Origin of the sequence: Salibaculum halophilum, from assembly GCF_002094885.1 — a bacterium.
Lineage (GTDB): Bacteria > Pseudomonadota > Alphaproteobacteria > Rhodobacterales > Rhodobacteraceae > Salibaculum > Salibaculum halophilum.
This window is the reverse complement of sequence record NZ_MSIT01000005.1, coordinates 12516-28646: the sequence shown is the minus strand read 5'-3', so window position 1 is coordinate 28646 and position 16131 is coordinate 12516. Positions and strand designations below refer to the sequence as shown.

14 protein-coding genes are annotated in these 16131 nt (G+C 65.0%); 9 read left to right on the top strand and 5 right to left on the bottom strand.

What is annotated here, in order from left to right; genetic code table 11:
• Positions 1 to 292: 292 nt before the first annotated feature.
• Positions 293 to 3088, bottom strand: coding sequence for a BPTD_3080 family restriction endonuclease (locus tag BU124_RS04545; protein WP_084861276.1), 2796 nt, complete (start codon positions 3086 to 3088; stop codon positions 293 to 295).
• Between the two features lie 4 nt (positions 3089 to 3092).
• The gene (locus tag BU124_RS04540) at positions 3093 to 6371 is read right to left on the bottom strand and encodes a site-specific DNA-methyltransferase (RefSeq protein WP_084861275.1); all 3279 of its coding nucleotides are present in this window, start codon (positions 6369 to 6371) and stop codon (positions 3093 to 3095) included.
• Between the two features lie 119 nt (positions 6372 to 6490).
• Between BU124_RS04540 and BU124_RS04535 the strand changes: the two genes are divergently transcribed.
• Positions 6491 to 7462, top strand: a complete 972-nt coding sequence (locus BU124_RS04535) for a hypothetical protein (RefSeq protein ID WP_084861274.1) — start codon at positions 6491 to 6493, stop codon at positions 7460 to 7462.
• A 24-nt stretch (positions 7463 to 7486) separates the two neighbouring features.
• Here BU124_RS04535 and BU124_RS04530 read toward each other — a convergent pair whose 3' ends face one another.
• Genes BU124_RS04530 through BU124_RS04520 form a run of 3 tightly spaced genes read right to left on the bottom strand, consistent with a single transcriptional unit; the run spans position 7487 to position 9662 of the window.
• On the bottom strand, positions 7487 to 7891 hold the full coding sequence (locus BU124_RS04530; protein WP_084861273.1) for a hypothetical protein: 405 nt from the start codon (positions 7889 to 7891) through the stop codon (positions 7487 to 7489).
• Entirely contained in the window at positions 7888 to 9213 is a 1326-nt protein-coding gene (locus tag BU124_RS04525) for a recombinase family protein (protein WP_084861272.1), read from the bottom strand. Before BU124_RS04525 ends, BU124_RS04530 begins: the two co-directional genes overlap by 4 nt.
• Positions 9210 to 9662 (bottom strand): DUF2924 domain-containing protein, encoded by a 453-nt coding sequence (locus BU124_RS04520; RefSeq protein ID WP_084861271.1) that lies wholly within the window; start codon positions 9660 to 9662, stop codon positions 9210 to 9212. Before BU124_RS04520 ends, BU124_RS04525 begins: the two co-directional genes overlap by 4 nt.
• A gap of 480 nt (positions 9663 to 10142) precedes the next feature.
• Here BU124_RS04520 and BU124_RS04510 point away from each other — a divergent pair, with 480 nt between their 5' ends.
• The 8 genes from BU124_RS04510 (at position 10143) to BU124_RS04475 (ending at position 16127) form a co-directional block, all read left to right on the top strand.
• Entirely contained in the window at positions 10143 to 11381 is a 1239-nt protein-coding gene (locus BU124_RS04510; RefSeq protein ID WP_084861269.1) for a hypothetical protein, read from the top strand.
• Positions 11329 to 12324: a hypothetical protein gene (locus BU124_RS04505; protein ID WP_084861268.1), complete on the top strand. Its 996-nt coding sequence runs from the start codon at positions 11329 to 11331 to the stop codon at positions 12322 to 12324. Before BU124_RS04510 ends, BU124_RS04505 begins: the two co-directional genes overlap by 53 nt.
• A gap of 117 nt (positions 12325 to 12441) precedes the next feature.
• Entirely contained in the window at positions 12442 to 13035 is a 594-nt protein-coding gene (locus tag BU124_RS04500; RefSeq protein ID WP_084861267.1) for a sigma factor, read from the top strand.
• Positions 13036 to 13057: 22 nt separating this feature from the next.
• The gene (locus BU124_RS04495) at positions 13058 to 13408 is read left to right on the top strand and encodes a hypothetical protein (RefSeq protein WP_179141861.1); all 351 of its coding nucleotides are present in this window, start codon (positions 13058 to 13060) and stop codon (positions 13406 to 13408) included.
• A gap of 44 nt (positions 13409 to 13452) precedes the next feature.
• Complete coding sequence (locus tag BU124_RS04490) at positions 13453 to 13941, top strand: hypothetical protein (RefSeq protein WP_084861278.1); 489 nt, start codon at positions 13453 to 13455, stop codon at positions 13939 to 13941.
• Positions 13938 to 14783, top strand: coding sequence for a hypothetical protein (locus tag BU124_RS04485; RefSeq protein WP_084861266.1), 846 nt, complete (start codon positions 13938 to 13940; stop codon positions 14781 to 14783). Before BU124_RS04490 ends, BU124_RS04485 begins: the two co-directional genes overlap by 4 nt.
• Positions 14761 to 15258, top strand: coding sequence for a hypothetical protein (locus tag BU124_RS04480; RefSeq protein ID WP_084861265.1), 498 nt, complete (start codon positions 14761 to 14763; stop codon positions 15256 to 15258). Before BU124_RS04485 ends, BU124_RS04480 begins: the two co-directional genes overlap by 23 nt.
• A complete protein-coding gene (locus BU124_RS04475) occupies positions 15255 to 16127 on the top strand; it encodes an ATP-binding protein (protein ID WP_084861264.1) in 873 nt (290 codons plus the stop codon). The genes BU124_RS04480 and BU124_RS04475 overlap by 4 nt, the downstream gene beginning before the upstream one ends.
• Positions 16128 to 16131: the final 4 nt, after the last annotated feature.

Sequence of the window (16131 nt, the reverse complement as noted above, 5' to 3'; positions counted from 1 at the left end):
TGCCCCAGCGAAAGCGTTCTCCCGATCCGGCTGCGGCCGGATTTTCTCGTTGTATTCGAGGGTTATGCGGGAGGGGCTGAGCACTGGCCCTGTTGCCAAGTGGCCCGAAAGCGGTCTCTCAGGGCCGGAATTCTCCGGACCTCTCGACTTCGCGGATTTGGTGTAGAGCCTTCAAGCTCCTGAAATTAAGAGATAAATTCGCAACCCAACCTAAACACTTCGATGCCAGTGGCGCTATAGAATTGGAACCGGGATCGAACAACTCTGTCGCGCTTTGGCTGAAACGCCAGCTCTATTCTGCAGGCTCGGCGACGGCAGCGTGCCTCGTGATGATGTCCTGCACCTCGCCCGGCTTGAACGCGACATCCCAAGCCCAGCGTCCGAAACCGCCTGCTGCGTTGATCGCCTTCACCCATTCGTTCAGCGCGTCCCGCTTGGCCTTGTTCTGAGGACTGTCGGTGCCCTTGATCTCGAGTGCGAGGATCGTGCCGCCAGCGAGACGGACCAGGAAATCCGGGACGTATCGCCGCCGGGAGCCCGCCCACATGTAGTAGATCTGGAAACCGAGGTGATCGTTCTTGGCGTAGGCAAGAACGTCCTCGCGCTTCTCGAAGGTATTGGCAGCGTGGCCCTCCCAGGCAGAATCTCCAACCAGATGGCTGATGTGCGATTTGGTCGTCGGGAAGCACGGCTTGGTCGTGTACCAGGTACGCATCAACCCGGTTGCACCGATCGGGCTTTCCTCGTCGAACACCGGCGTCAGACGTTCAGTGTTCTGCTCGGTCACGTTGCTCAGTACATGCTGGACCACGAGATCGATGTTGAGCGCGATCAGGATCCGCCGGCGAAGCGGATCGGAGTGAAACAGCGACGGAATGTCGAGACGGTCCGAGTTGAGGAACGCCTCGACGATCCGGACCAGCTGCGCCGCCAGATACTCGTGGGTGCCGGTGAACCCATGGCTTAGCTCGGCAAATGTCTTCCGTGCAGCCTGGAATACGAGGCGTTGAAGACGGAAGCCATCCGGCAGCTTCTCGAGGTCGATCGCGGTGACCTTGCCCATGTCCGTCGCGCCGCCGAGCGCCGGGGCGAGTTCGGCGCTGATCGGTGTGCTGGCAGGATCGAGCACGAGCGGCTGGACCCTGCTCCAGTCGATGGCGAGTTCCGGTTTGACGACCGTCTCCACGCGCAGCACGTTCGGCCAGCGAAGTTCCAGATGCGCACGGTCGGGCACCACTTCGATCTGGGTGGTTGGCTTCGGGGGTGGCGGCGCCTCACCGCCTTCGCCGGTCTCCGAGATAGAGAGCGGCACGCCAAAGACGTTGACGTATTCGGGCAGGAACAGGCCGTTCTCGTCAGTGTCATAGGACACGCGGCGCAAACCGCGCCCGACGACTTGTTCGCAGAGCAGCTGGGAGGTGAAGGCGCGGAGCCCCATGATGTGCGTCACATTCTTGGCGTCCCATCCCTCCGACAGCATCGCCACCGATATGACGTTTTGAAGGTCCTGACCGGCGGCACCCCTCTTCCCGACGTTGTCCACGATCTCGCGGAGCAGTTCCTCCTTTTTCAGTTCAAGGAACTGCTGGCGGCGGGTTTCGGGAAGGTTTGCCGCGTCGATGATCTTCTTCAAGCACGCTTCGTAGTCCTTGTCAGATGAGGCGGTCTCGCCGATCTCCGCCTTCTCGAGCACCTTCGAGTCGACGCGAAGCGTGCGGGCTGGCGCGTGCAGTTCGGGCCAGTGTGCATCGCCTTTGTTGAAGTAGTTCTCGATGCGGGCCGCGGTCTCGGTGCGATTGCAGACCGTGAGCATGACAGGCGGCGAGTGATGCCCAGCCTCCTGCCAACGCGCCCGGGTTTCCCGCCAGTCGGCACCGAGCAGCGTATAGGCGTCCTGGACCAGCTTGGGCAAAGCCTCGTGCGGCTCTGCCTTCGCGCGGTTCAAATCCTCGGAGACAGATGGATCGCGGTAGATGTGGTAGAGCTTCGAGCGCAGCGTCGTGGCGTCCGGGACAGCATCGTCGCGGACCACCACGCGCGGCGTCTTCACCAGCCCGGCCTCGATCGCGTCGTTCAGGCCGAAGTCCGAGATGATCCAGTCGAACAGCGCAATCTCTGTGCTTGTCTTGCCTGTTGGGGCGAAGGGCGTGGCCGAAAGGTCGAAACAGCGCTGGATGCGCCGGGTCTTGTGAACGCGGTCAAGCCCCTCGATCCAGCGCGTGGCTTCGTCCAGGTCGATACCCTGCTCAGCGGCCGCCTTCTTGCTGATCTTCAACTCTGGCGGCTTGCGATAGGCGTGGTGCGCCTCGTCGTTTATGACGATGATGTCCTTGTGCGCGGACAGCTTTCCCAGCACGCGCCGCGTGAAGGCCTCGTCGGACTCGCGCCCCTTCTTGACCACCGAGCGGTCCGTTTCCTTCAGCGGCATCAGCGTGTGCCAGTTCTCGATCAGCACTTCGGCCTGGTTCAGCTTCTGGCGCAGCGCCTCGGACGGGCACAGGTTGAACTCGTCGTAATAACTGCCCTCGCTGGGCATCAGCACCTGCAGCCGTTCCTTCACGGTCAGCCCCGGCGCCACGATGAATACCGCGCGGCTGAAGTCCTTGTTCCGCTTCGGATAGGTCAGCGCGTTCAGCACCTGCCAGGTGATGATCATGGCCATGACGGCGGTCTTGCCGGCGCCCGTGGCCATCTTGTTGCAGAGGCGCTGCCATGCTCCGCCGTCGCCGGGGATCGCGATGCCCTGCTTGTAGGCCTCCGCGCCCTCGATCCACCATATCAGGGTCTCGATCGCCTCAAGCTGGCAGAAATAGAAGGGATGCCGCCGCGCCTCCTGGTCATGCCAATGCTCCAGCAGCTTCTTCGTGACAATGGTCACGCCCGGCCTGCCATCTGCCCGCCAGGCATCGACGCGATCGCGGATCGTGTTGACCAGTGCCAGATCGTGCACGCGCTTGGTGTTCGTCCGAGCGTCGAAAACCTCGTAGCTCGCCGGACGCCGCTCCGGCTTGATCTCGAGCTTGCCACCCGCGCCTTCGGTCCAGTGCTGCTCGGGCCGCTCCCAAGGCTTGTTGATGATCAGCGACATCGGCTCAGTCCTCGAGCGGCATGATCTTGAGCGACTCGATCCCGCGGTCGTCCACGATCTTGACCGCGATCCGCCGGTTCTCGCCGGCCTCGAAGGGCAGCGAGACGGTGCCGTGAAACTGCTCCAGCAGGTCCTCGTCGAGCTCGGCCCGCACGGTCTTGCGCAGGCGGTTCCAGCCGCCCTTTGCGTCCGCCATCGGAAAGAACACCTGGTGTGGCATCAGGGATCGCTGGTCGTAGTCGGCGTCCAGTTCCCACATGGCGATCTGCTTCTTGCCGCCTGAGATCAGGTCGCCCGTTTTCGGGTCGAAATAGTCGAAGCCGCTCACCTCGACCTCCCACAACCCGTCGTCGCGCTTGCGCAGCTCCACGTCCGGCTGGCCCATCAGCCAGAAGGACTGGTTGGAGGACCGCTTCTTTTTCAAGTCCTCGGTCAGCAGGTCGGTGTTCATCTGCGCCTTGAGCAACGTCACGCCAGGCCAGTTCACCTCGTCGATGTCCTTCGCGGCCTCCGGGTCGAAGGTGAAGGCGCAGAACAGGACAAATTTCGGCGAGGGTCGCAGGCTCTGCGCCTCGTCGAGCGCCATCTCCACTTGGCGTTGTTCCATCGCGGCGTGTTCGGGGCCGAAGCTGACGACGACGCGCTCGCCCGTCTCGGCCACCGACCCACTGGCATGGATATGGCGTAGCCCCGGCAGCGTCTCGAACTCGGCGAAGCGGAGCATGGCGCCGCCCTTGCCGCGCACGCCGGTCTTCAGCAGTTCGTCGCGCCACAGCGCCTGGCGGGACGTCTCGCCGGAGCGGGCGACGGTCTCGTCGGCCTCCTGCGGCGGCATGCTCTCGTCCAGCGACAGGACGGTCGGCGCCGGCACCGCCTCGACCGAGAAGGGCCCGCAAATGCGCAGCTTGGATTTGTCGATGCGGGGCTTGTCATAGAGCGTCTCCTGCTCGGCATGGTCGGCGATGGACTGGTCCATGCGGCGCTGCATCGCCTGGCGGGAGGTATGGAAGGCGTCGAAGGGCGCGCGGGCGGCCTCTGGCCAGTCCCCACCATTTTCAGAATCGGGCCAGTCGAACGGCACCTCCCATTCTTGCAGGGTGTCGCCCCGGGCGAAGTCTACCGGCTTGCCCTTGCGCGCTCCTTGCGTGGGCTTGAGCGGCTTCGGCGGGGCAGCGGTCAGCGTGGCGTTCAGGTCGGCCAGCGCCGCTGTGATCTTCGGGTGGTCCTCGTCGTAGATGGTGTCGATGTCGGGGTTGTTGGCGATTTTTCCGAGCATAACGCGCGGCTTCGTCTCGTAGTCGAAGCCGCCGCCCAGCCCCTCATGGGGATAGCGGAGCGCGTAGTAGTCGAAGCTGGCGGTCATCAGCCGCTGCTTGGCCAATGAGATCGCCACGCGGGAGGTATCGCAGGTGATCCAGCGCCGCCCCCATTTCTCGGCGACGAAGGCGGTGGTGCCGGAACCGCAGGTGGGATCGAGCACCAGATCGCCGGGATCGGTGGTCATGAGCAAGCAGCGTTCAATGATCTTGTTGCTGGTCTGAACCACATAGACTTTCGGATCCGCACGATCCTGAACCGCGCCAGCTATATCGAACCAGTTATCCGTGATCGGCACCTGATCGAAATCTGTGAAAAAGCGAACATACCTGAGCTTTCCGCGCGGCGTGATGAGGAATCGATTCGCTCTCGTGAGCCGGCGCATTCCGTGAGGAACTGGTGCCTTCCAGTGGTTTCCAGAACCAGGGTGAAAAGTCATACCGCACCATTCCCAGCTCACGGTTGCGGCACCCTCACCTTGCGAACTCGGGTCTCCATCAGTGAAGAGCCTTACATTTTCTGGAATGGGCTTGATGCCGAGACGTTGTTCCTTTGGCAAAGGAGTGCGACGTCCATCCGCAAATTGTGCTTGGTCGTAGTCGCCGCGCGCGGCTTCCGCTCGATCCTTTTGAAGATACAGTCGGTTGAACTTCACCTTCTCATTGTTCTTTGCGAACCAGAGTATGTAATCACCGGTTCTGCTCAGGCCAGAAGATGCGAAGCCACCCGTTGTCGAGTAGCTGATAAGAGACATCGTATTCTCGGACCCGAAGACCTCGGAAAGAAGCTGTCGGACATGGTGCAGGTTTTCGTCGGAAATCTGCACGAACACTGACCCGCTCTCAGTCAGCAATTCCCGCGCCAGCATCAGCCGGTCGCGCAGATAGGTGAGGTAGGAGTGGATGCCGAGCTCCCAGGTGTCCCGGAACGCCTTGATCATTTCGGGTTCCTGGGTGAGGTCGGCGTCCGAGCGGTCCTTCACCTCGCGCTTGTTCGTGAAGGGCTGGAAGTTCGACCCGTATTTGATGCCGTAGGGCGGGTCGATGTAGATCATCTGGACGCGGCCGCCCATGCTCTCCTTGGTCAGGAGCGAGTTCATCACCAGCAGGCTGTCGCCCGCCACCAGCCGGTTCGACCAGCCCTTTTCGTGGTGGTAGAAATCCAGCGCCTGGCGCAGCGGCAGGTTCTCGAAGGGCGCCGCGAACAGGTCCGGCTGCCGCCACTGCGTCGCGCCGTCCTTGCCCTTCAGCCGCTTCGCCGCGTTGGCGAGGATCGTCGCCGGATCCACCCGTTCATGGACGTGGAGCGAGACGGTATCGACCTCGACGCTGGTCCGCTCCGCCTTGCCGGTCCAGTTGAGATAGGGTCGCTGGAGCCGCTTCAGTTCCTGCAATGCGTCCTTCATTCGCTCGGGATCGTCACTGGCCAGCGCATCGTCGATGAGTCGTTCGATCCCCGCCCGCGCAGAGTCGAAGTTCAGCACCGGGTCGAGATGCGGGTCGTAGGCCCAGATCGTCTTCTCGCCATCCGGATCGGTGCCGGCATGGACCATCCCGACCTCGGGGTTGTTCACCCGGGTCTCGCCATGGCGGTAGCTGAGCACCTGCGTGGGCGCATTGGGCTTGCGCGCAGCCTTCTTCCCGGCCTTGGCCCGTTGCGGGCGCGGCGCGGCCTCTTCGGTGTGGGTCAGTTCGAACCCATCGTCGTCGTCAGCATCCTCGTCCCAGGCGTCCTCGCCGTCGTCCTCATCCTCGTCAGCATCGACTACCCTCATGATCGACCCGCCCCGCCCACGGCCACGGGCCAGAAGCCCGTCATCGACCAGCGCATTGCGCGCGGCGGCGTAATCGTCGTCGGTCAGGTCCGGCACACGCTCGCGCAGCAGCGCCATCATCGCGCCGTTGCCGATGGAGGAGCCATCTTCGGGTGTTAGGGAGAGGATCAGGTCGGTCAGACTGTCGGACATGCGGGACGGGCACTCACGAAAAGGGCTTGTTTTCCAGAAGACTATCGCGCGAGTCTCTGTTTTGCACGCCCGATTCCGCCGCTCGCGTCGGGCATAGAACTTCCTTGACCCGAGAATTCATGCTGTACGACCGCATCATCAAGCAGGGGACGATCAACGAGCCGAAGGGCAAGCCGGCGCCGGACTTTGCGCTCCCGTCGACGGTCAACTGGATGTGTGCCCTGCGGATCCTCGCTGAGGACGAGGGAATCGACTTCAAAACGGCGACGTCCTTCTATGGCAAGGAAGGCAAGCGGACGATGGATGTGCTGGTTGAGAACACGGTGCTCGAGCAGCTTTTCCTAGGGCTTCATCATCTCTCCGCCCTAGACCAGTTCCGAGGCGGAACGACGGCCGCGGACTATGCGCGGGTCGGTGTGCTGGCCTGGTACTACGGCGTCGCCAACGCCGCGAGCGCGATGACCGCCGCGCAATCCGGATCCTTCCAGGAGGACCATGCTGGGACGGCGCGGCTGTGGGACGAGCAGATCGCCAGCCGGGGCCTCGCCATGGCGCCGTTTAGCTGGAGAGTGAGCAGTCTCGTGGAGAAGACCTACAAGGCGGAGGTCGATGCACTGCGGAATGGCAGCGCCGGGAAGCTCCAGACGCGCCCCTCTACGAAGAACGACGCCCTGGGCGCAGCTGCCGGGTATTTGTCTGGATCGGCGAAGTGGTACGCATGGAAGACAGAGGAGGACCTGAAACGCGAGCGTGTGTTCAAGGAACTGGGCGTCGACAGTTTTCGCTCGAAAGCTGCAAGGACGCTGCGGGATCAGAGGCTTGAGCGGAGGCCTATGGGGTTCGTTCACCAGGCAGCCCGCTACCGCGGCAAGGCCAACTATCGCGAGGCGCTATTTCTCGCATACGGCTCCGGCACCGAGACGATCCTTTCCGGGTACGTGGAAGACATGCACGCTGTGCTCAAGGCGTTTCTCGCAATGGCAGGCGCCTTCGCGCGCCGAAAGCTGAGCAAGGATTTGTGGTCTGAATTTGTCGCAGATGTCGACGCGAAGAAGGCCTTCACGACCCGAGCCGGCGATATCTGGGCGTGAAAGCTGGGGTAATGGAGCCAGACGCTAGATGTCATTCGTCCCGGGCTGCAGGAATCGCATCCGCTGTTCCTTCCAGTCCAACGGGAAAGGATCCATCATGTTCGCAAGCGTGACGCTCTCAGGCTGGCGAGCCTCCATGATGGCATCCACGATTTCCGGGGCCAGCAGAGAGAGGCGCATAAGCCGCGCCATGTATGTGAAGGCGATGCCCTCTCGCTCAGCCAGTTCGGAAATCGACGCGAACTCGCCCGACTCCAGCATCCGCTTCCAGCGGAACGCGCGGGCCAACGCCTTGACCAGCGTGTTGTCTGTCCGCCGCGGTTGCGTGGCGCCCTCGGGCATCTGAATCTCCTTCCGGCCGCCACGCTTCACGACGCGAAATGGGACGTGGAGCGTGACCGTCTCCGGGATCGGAGCCCCGCGGGTCATGCAGCTTCTCCGATATCGCCGGCCAGCATCTCGCGGGCCAGACCGCTGAGCCCGTCGACGTGCAGCCGGACGTTGAGCCCGTCCGTGCCGATGTCCACGCGCTCGACCAACAGCGCCACGATGCGCGCCTGCTCTGCGGGGAAGAGTTCGTCCCACAGCGGGTCGAGCTGCTGAAGGGCCGTCCGTGCGTCGACCTCGGTGATGTCGTCGGCATGGACGCGGGCGGCCTTCCAGGTCCCCGCAACAATCTCTGGCTGGCGGAACACGGCGCGCAGCTGGTCGATGACGGCGGCCTCGATCTCGCCCGCAGGCACACGGCCGACCGGGCAGGACCCGGCGCCGTGCTTCAGCACCGTTTGGCTGACATAGTAGCGGTACAGCCGGTCGCCCTTGCGGGTGTGCGTCGGCGAAAAGGCTGCGCCGTTCGGTCCGAACAGCAGCCCCTTCAACAGCGCCGGCGTCCCGGCGCGAGTCCGCATTGCCCGCTTGCGCGGGCTTTCCTGCAGGATGGCGTGGACGCGGTCCCACGTTTCGCGGTCGACGATGGCATCGTGCTCTCCGGGGTAGCTTGCGCCCTTGTGGACCGCCTCGCCGATGTAGGCGCGATTGTTGAGCATCCTGTACAGGTACTTCTTGTCGATCCGGTTACCGCGCGGCGTGCGGATGCCGCGCTTCGCGACCTCCCGCGCCAGTTCCGTGCCCGAGCCGATCTCGAGGAAGCGGGCGAAGATCCAGCGGACACGCGCGGCGCGCTCGTCGTCGATGACCAGCTTCCGGTTCTCGACACGGTAGCCGTAGGGCGGCACCCCGCCCATCCACATGCCCTTCTTGCGGCTGGCTGCGACCTTGTCGCGGATGCGCTCGGCGGTCACTTCGCGCTCGAACTGGGCGAACGAGAGCAGGATGTTCAGCGTCAGCCGGCCCATCGAGGTGGTCGTGTTGAAGGACTGGGTCACCGAGACGAAGGTGACGCCGTTCCGGTCGAACACCTCGACCAGCTTGGCGAAATCCGCCAGCGAGCGGCTGAGGCGGTCGATCTTATAGACCACCACCACGTCGACCAGCCCGTCCTCGATGTCCTCCAGAAGGCGTTGCAGGCCGGGGCGGTCCAGTGTGCCGCCGGAGATGCCGCCATCTTCATACTGATCGCGGACCAGCACCCAGCCCTCGGAGCGCTGGCTGGCGATGTATGCCTCGCAGGCCTCGCGCTGGGCGTGGAGCGAGTTGAACTCCTGTTCCAGCCCTTCCTCCGACGACTTGCGCGTGTAGATCGCGCAGCGCTGTTTCCGGATCATTCCAAGTTTCGCGGGGGATTTCGTCATGTCCGACCCCTCCGGTTCTTCAGCCCGAAGAACAACCAGCCGTTCCAGCGCGTGCCGGTGATGGCGCGGGCGATGGCGGACAGCGACTTGTAGGGCCGCCCCTGCCATTCGAAGCCAACGGCGGTGACGGTGACGACGTGCTCGACGCCCTGCCATTCGCGGATCAGCCGCGTGCCAGCGATGGGCATAGTGTCCGCCCGGACGCGGCTTTTCTTGCGGTCGCCGCCGTCGAGTTCCTCGCCCAGCCGTTCCAGCCGCCGGATCGTCTCTGGCTTCAGCCCGCCGTAGGCCAATTCCTGGATGCGGTAGGCCAGCCGGCTCTCCAGGTAGCGACGGTTGAAGGGCGGCGGCTCGCTGTCGAACAGGTCGCGCCACTGCGCTTTCAGTTCTGGCGTCGTGGCGGTCTTCAGCGCGGCCAGGCGCGCGGGGATGGGATCGGGCTTGTTCATGCATTTCTCCGGTGAGTTGGAGTTGCATGACGGCATCGGTCGGCCGGAGAGTGTAGGCAAATTTCTCCAGTGTCGTCGGATACCTCGCCCCCATCCCGCATCCGCAACCGGACGAGACCGAAGGCGAGTAGACCGCACAACTCCGCGCGGCGCTCGGTGGGCGTCATCTGGTCGGGCGGCAGAGGATTGGGGCGTTTCATGAAGGGCCAGTCCGTGAGGTCTCGCCCTTCTCCTACTCACCGCACTCGCGAACCGTCCCACGGGGCCTGGCGGGCACGGTTGGAGCCGTCACGGACTCGACTCGCGGTTGTCCGATCGGATAGAACATAATCGGAACACATCAGCGCTTGCGCAGTGAATCGGTAGCATCGCTTCGGCCAATTTCGGCGGCGCGTCATTTCGCGCAAGATGAAGCGGGTCGCCGGAGCGCGGTCGGGTTTTCACCTGGCTGCGAGAGTTTCAGGGCCGAAAGGAAATCATATGCCGAAGAGGATCAGAAATTTCGTCGATCGCGCATTTTCGAGAACCGTGGATATCGAATTGCTCCACCGTCTGCTGAGCCCCTACCTCAGTCAGATCGATTTCGATTGGGACGAGCTACCCGAGCAAGACGCCAAGCGCCGAGAGGCGATCTTCAATCTCTTCGCCAGGGCGGACACGCAGTTCCCAGCCAAATTGCAGTTCGCGCTCTACAACATCTCCACCCTGTCCACGGACGTCGGAGCCCGAATCATCCAGGAAATCGCCACAGACGCCGGGGTCGACATCCTGGCCCCCCATCGCGTCGATGGCAGTGCGGACGATCTGCGTTTCACCCCGCGCTTCATGGCGCTGGTAACATGGCTGGATCACCGCAACATCTTCGACCGGGCGCTCAGTGCTGCGGCATTCCTGGCGCATTCCAGCAAGCTCGAGCGCAACGCCGACAGGGAGGATGTCGAGATGCGGCATCACGAAGCCGGTGTGCAGGACGCCTTTGCCGAGGCGGCGCGGCAACATTTTGCGAGCCGCTATAACGGCCACTACTGCGACGTGCGGTGGTTCGAGGAAGAGGACCTGCTGCGCGTCCTGATCCTGCACGGGTCGAAACCCGAGACGAAGAACATCGACCAGGAGGGCGCCGAGGACACGCTCAAGTTTCGCGAGATCGTCCAATCGACCATCGAATACGATCCTCGACGAGGGTCCATGACGGTCGGTTCCAAGGCCGCGCCGGATTCCAAGAAGCTGATCAAGCTGTTCGGAGAGCACATCCTTGGCGACGGTGACATCTTCGAGGCTTCGGCGAAGGAGCAACTCTACACGCTCGAACCGCTCCAGACGCAGGGCGCCGCGTTCAAATTCCACTTCGACCCCGATGGAGACATCACGCATGTCGCCCTGCGCGAGGTGAGGGTCGACGAGGCCGAGATCACCAAGACGGGACGTCTGCGCCGTTCGCCGTGGTTCCTGACGCTCGGCGATTCCCAGAACGCCCTCAAGCGACTGAAGGACGTCGCATCGGGCGTCGACATCGCCGACCTGCGGATCGTGCACGCCAAGATCGACGTGACCATCGAAGTCGACGACGCGGAGGTGGTGGTGCCGGTGACCATCCGTCCGCCGCGCACCGTCAGCATGCGCGACCATTCCCACGAACGACTCATTCGCGAGATGCTGGAAGACAATGACATTCGCAAACGCCGCAGAACTGGTCAGGCTGCTGCTGCGGCAGAGTGATCGTCATCCGATCCGCGCGGTCGCCGCTGCCGACCTGAAGTTCTACGACCCCGGGGTCGTTCGGTCACTCCGCAACCGCGGAATTCTCGTGGAGCGGGAGGATCTGTCCGACGACGGCGCTGCGGTCTTCCAGGTCGTCGACGACTCCCTGCTCGTGATCGATCCGGAGACCGGCGAGTGCGAGCGCTACGAAGATGCGCTGGACGTCCGGACCTTCGACATCGATATCGCCGCGCTTTGCCGCGCGATCCGCGAGCAGTCCGGGCTGGGCGGGCCCGGCCCTGCGGCGCTGTCGGCACGGGTCTGGCGGCTCGGCAGACATGAGAGCCACGGGCGCGCTGCAGAGATTTGCCTCGTCCGGTGGCTGCGCGAAGACACCGCGCAGGAGATCTTGGATCACGTGCGCGGCGCCATCGACAGTGAAGCCCCCGTCGCCCTTGTCAGCTTGGGCAGTTGCGATCTGCCTACCGCGGTGGCCCGCCAGCTCGACGGTCTCCGCATGACGGTTGCCCGCGCCGAGGACCTCTTGCGCGACGATCCGGACCGTCCCTTCGCGCTCGATCTTGCCCGGACCCGTGTACCCACCGGACCGCAGACGTTGAATGCGCGCCTCGAGATCGACCGTATCGGGCGCCGGGTAGTCTTCGAGGGCATCGAACTCGCCGTCGAACCGCGCGACTTCGACGCATTCGTCCTTCTCGCAGAGGAAGCCGTGGCCGCTGGCGGTTGGGTGCCGAAGGACAGCGTCGCGGCCACGCTGCAGGCCAGCACGGGACGGGAGAGCAACCCCGAACAGGTCGACCGCTGCATGAACCGGCTGCGCGATGCCTTTCGCAGGAACTCGCGTCTGAACGCGGTCCCTCGCAACGGGTTCATCGAGCGCAAGTCGAAGGTCGGCGCTCGCCTCGTTCTCACCTCCTCCGAAATCGCGTTCATCGCCTAGACGCATTCTGCGGCGCCGGGAGGTTTTCGGGAGGTTTTCAGGAGAAGTCCGAGAGATAAACGATTTCAGCATGTTGCACGGTCGGGTCGTGAACGGAAACGACCAGGATCGAACGACATGCACACACCGATTTCCCCCTCCGACCTTGCCACGCTGATCGACGAGGCCGACCGCGCGGCGCGGCGTTTGCACCGCAAGCTGGCGCTGCCCGCGGCCGATCTCGACGATCTCCGCCAGGACCTCTTGATCGATCTGATCTGCCGGCTTCCCGGCTTCGACAAGCGCCGCGGCAGCATCGGCGCCTTCGCGGGCATCGTCCTGCGCAACCAGTCTTCGCGCATCGCGATCCGGCACCACCGTCGGCGCCGGGCGCAGGGTGGCACGGTGCTGTCGCTCGACGCGCCGACTGCCGGCTTCGTTGAGCCGCTGGGCTCCCTATTGGCGGAGACGGACGGGCTCGCCGCCTGGCACGGCCAGGACCGCGACATGCAAACAGATATCCAGACCCGCGAAGCCGTGCAGTCCGCACTGGCGCATTTGCCCGAGGGCGACCGCCGGTTCTGCTGCGCGCTGGCCCACCGCTCCGTGACGGCGCTGGCCGCCGAGGATTTCGGCAGCCGCTCGGCGCTCTACCGGCGCCTCACCGATCTCCGCCACGTCCTCACCGCCTACGGGCTCGGGCCCGCCTGGGACGATCTCGCTGCGGCGTGAGTAGAGGCGAAAGGAGGAGATCATGTTCATGGGCACCACCCCCTTCATCACCGTCCGCGCCAGCCGCCCGCTGAGCGAGATCGAGTTCTGCGCCTGGGTGGCGCAGGCCACGCCCGGCGACCGGCTCGAGTATCACCGCGGCTATCTCGTGCTGGACACCTATCCGCTGTTCAGCGCGCTCGACGACACGGCGCGCGGCGAACTCGCCAGGCTGGCCGGACGCGCCTTCTGGGCCGCCGAACAGGGCCTCGTGCATCTCGTGCAGGCGCGGGAGGCCCCGGACCGCTTTGCCTACATCGCCGTCGCCCGCCCGAAGCCCAAGGCCGCCGCAGCCTCGCTCTCGGCGCTGCTGCTCGAGGAGCAGGCGGCGTGAGCACCCTCATCCAGACCCTTTTCCCCGATCACGGAGACACCTTCATGCCCTTTCCCGAGAACGCCCCGACGCCGGACGATCTGCCGGAGCTCGACCCGAAAGAGATTGCCGACCTGCCGGTCGAGATGCTCGCGGTGCTGCAGCACGAGATCGACGCGCGTCTCAGGCGCGACAAGGCCGCGAAGGCCCGCCTCGATGGCGCATTGAGCGTCCGCTACGCCGAGCGCGCGGTCGAGGAGCGGCGGGCCGCAGGCAAGGATACCGGCACGGTCCGGTTCCACGACGGCGATTTCACGGTGGTCGCGGACCTGCCCAAACGCGTCGAATGGGATCAGGATCGCCTCGCCGACATGGTCGAGCGCATCCGCGCCGCCGGGGACGATCCCGCCCAGTATGTCGACATCGCCTTCAAGGTGCCCGAGCGCAAATACGCCGCCTGGCCTGACGCGATCCGGCAGGGCTTCGAGCCGGCGCGCACCGTGAAGACCGGCACGCTCAAAGTCGATCTCGTCCCGCTGGAGGGCGATCGATGACAGCGCTCACTCCCATTCACGCCCCGGACCTTCCCGGCCTCATCGAACGCGCCGCGACCAAGCTGTCGGGCGCCAAATCCGCCGCCGAGGTGCTCGAAGCCCGTGAAGCGGCGGGGCTTGCCTACGATGTCGCAAAGCGCGCGGCGCGGTTGAAGAGCGCCAAGGTGGCCCACGACGATCTGATCGCCGCCGCCCATCGCGCGCAGGCCGATGCGCTCGAGATCGAAGCGGCCGCCAAGCGCAGGCTGGCGGATGAATACGACGCGGCGCAGGCCCGCGGCGAGGTGGCCAGCGCCCAGAGCAATCGTGGCAATCAGTGGACCGTTTCCGACGGGAACGGTGCAGCGTCCGCGGCAAGCCTCGGCCTCAGCCGCAAGTCGATCCATGACGCGCGCCATTTGCGCGACGCCGAAACCGCCGAGCCGGGGCTCGTACGGCGCACGCTGGATGCACAGCTGGAGCGCGGCGAAGAACCCACACGCTCCGCCCTGCGCCGCGCCGCGGAAGCGCGGCTGGAACGGTCCCTCGACCGGCTGCAGCGTGTGCAGGACAGCGTCCGGCGGCTCGAGGAGACGAAAACGTCGCCACCGACGGCCGAAGAGCGGGCGCGCCAGGTCGCCGTGTTCGGCACGCCGGAGGATCGCGCGATCTGTGGGCGGATCGACGAAATCGTCGAACGTATCGGTGAACAGCCCGCGCCGGCAGAGGCGGTCCGCCGCATCCCGCCGGCCTCGCGCCACGCCGTCGACACGGCGCCGATCCGGCGCGCCGCGGCCTGGCTCACCGAGTTCAGCACTCTTTTCGAACAGGAGGTCCAGCATGGGACAGATGCGTCTGAATGACGTCGTGGGCGAGATCGTCGGCGCGGTGATCGCCGGCCGGTCGGTCAACAAGCGCGAGGCCGCGGTCGCGCGCTGGGACGATATCGATGCCGACGGCCAGTACCTCGCCGGGATCGACGGGGTCGTCGCGCGGATCGATCAGCGCGCCCGCAGCCTGAAGCTCAAGGCGGAACGGTCATCGACCCCGGCACAGGCGGAACTGCCATTCGAACTGCCCGCCGCCGTGGCGATGGACCTCGAGGGCACCACGCTGGTCGCCACGCGCGAACTCTCGCGCGACCAGTTCGAACGCGCCATCGAGATCCGCCGCCGGCAGATCGCCCATGACAGCGCCGCCCTGCGCGAATGGCGCGAGGCGCTGCGGCAGGCCGACCGGTTCTGGGCCGCGCATCCCGACTGGTGCTTCGGCGACTGCCTCGACGCGATCCTCGCCCAGGCCGGCATGGATGCCGCGCGCCCGGAGGTGCCGGCATGAGCCTCCCCATCATCACCGCAGACCAGCGGATGGCCGAGCCGCGCGGTATCAAGGGCGTGATCTTCGGCCCGCCGGGCATCGGCAAGACCTCGCTGCTCTGGACGCTGCTGAACACGACGACGCTGTTCTACGATCTCGAGGCCGGGGATCTGGCCATCGAGGGGCTGGCGGTCGACGCGATCCGGCCGCGGACCTGGACCGAATGCCGGGATTTCGCGGCGTTCATCGGCGGGCCGAACCCGGCGCTGCGCGCCGATCAGCCCTACAGCCAGGCGCATTACGACGCCGTCTGCGAGCGCTTCGGCGACCCGGCCGTGCTCGAGAAATACGACACGGTGTTCATCGACTCGATCACCGTGGCGGGCCGGCTCTGCTTTCAGTGGAGCAAGGGCCAGCCCGAGGCGCATTCCGAAAAGACCGGCAAGCCCGACGTGCGCGGTGCCTACGGGCTTCATGGCCGCGAGATGATCGCGTGGCTCACGCATCTGCAGCACACGCGGGCCAAGAACGTCTGGTTCGTCGGGATCCTCGACGAGAAGCTCGACGATTTCAATCGCAAGGTCTTCCAGCCCCAGATCGACGGCTCGAAGACCGGGCTCGAGCTGCCCGGGATCGTCGATCAGGTCATCACCATGGCCGAGTTCAAGGCCGAGGACGGCACCCTGCAGCGCGGCTTCGTCTGCCAGACGCTGAACCCCTGGGGCTATCCGGCCAAGGACCGCTCCGGGCGTCTCGACATGGTCGAGGCCCCGCATCTCGGGCGGCTGATGGAGAAGATCCGGCAGCCCGCGACACCCGCCCCCGAGCGGCTGACCCACGCCGCGCCAACGACGGCGCCGGCCACCCCCTCCGACACCACCGACAGCTGAAAGG

What these genes read in the sequence shown, in the direction of transcription:
- BU124_RS04545 (WP_084861276.1), bottom strand. Translation starts at nt 3,088, where the DNA reads ATGTCGCTGATCATCAACAAGCCTTGGGAGCGGCCCGAGCAGCACTGG.
- BU124_RS04540 (WP_084861275.1), bottom strand. Translation starts at nt 6,371, where the DNA reads ATGTCCGACAGTCTGACCGACCTGATCCTCTCCCTAACACCCGAAGAT.
- BU124_RS04535 (WP_084861274.1), top strand. Translation starts at nt 6,491, where the DNA reads ATGCTGTACGACCGCATCATCAAGCAGGGGACGATCAACGAGCCGAAG.
- BU124_RS04530 (WP_084861273.1), bottom strand. Translation starts at nt 7,891, where the DNA reads ATGACCCGCGGGGCTCCGATCCCGGAGACGGTCACGCTCCACGTCCCA.
- BU124_RS04525 (WP_084861272.1), bottom strand. Translation starts at nt 9,213, where the DNA reads ATGACGAAATCCCCCGCGAAACTTGGAATGATCCGGAAACAGCGCTGC.
- BU124_RS04520 (WP_084861271.1), bottom strand. Translation starts at nt 9,662, where the DNA reads ATGAACAAGCCCGATCCCATCCCCGCGCGCCTGGCCGCGCTGAAGACC.
- BU124_RS04510 (WP_084861269.1), top strand. Translation starts at nt 10,143, where the DNA reads ATGCCGAAGAGGATCAGAAATTTCGTCGATCGCGCATTTTCGAGAACC.
- BU124_RS04505 (WP_084861268.1), top strand. Translation starts at nt 11,329, where the DNA reads ATGACATTCGCAAACGCCGCAGAACTGGTCAGGCTGCTGCTGCGGCAG.
- BU124_RS04500 (WP_084861267.1), top strand. Translation starts at nt 12,442, where the DNA reads ATGCACACACCGATTTCCCCCTCCGACCTTGCCACGCTGATCGACGAG.
- BU124_RS04495 (WP_179141861.1), top strand. Translation starts at nt 13,058, where the DNA reads ATGTTCATGGGCACCACCCCCTTCATCACCGTCCGCGCCAGCCGCCCG.
- BU124_RS04490 (WP_084861278.1), top strand. Translation starts at nt 13,453, where the DNA reads ATGCCCTTTCCCGAGAACGCCCCGACGCCGGACGATCTGCCGGAGCTC.
- BU124_RS04485 (WP_084861266.1), top strand. Translation starts at nt 13,938, where the DNA reads ATGACAGCGCTCACTCCCATTCACGCCCCGGACCTTCCCGGCCTCATC.
- BU124_RS04480 (WP_084861265.1), top strand. Translation starts at nt 14,761, where the DNA reads ATGGGACAGATGCGTCTGAATGACGTCGTGGGCGAGATCGTCGGCGCG.
- BU124_RS04475 (WP_084861264.1), top strand. Translation starts at nt 15,255, where the DNA reads ATGAGCCTCCCCATCATCACCGCAGACCAGCGGATGGCCGAGCCGCGC.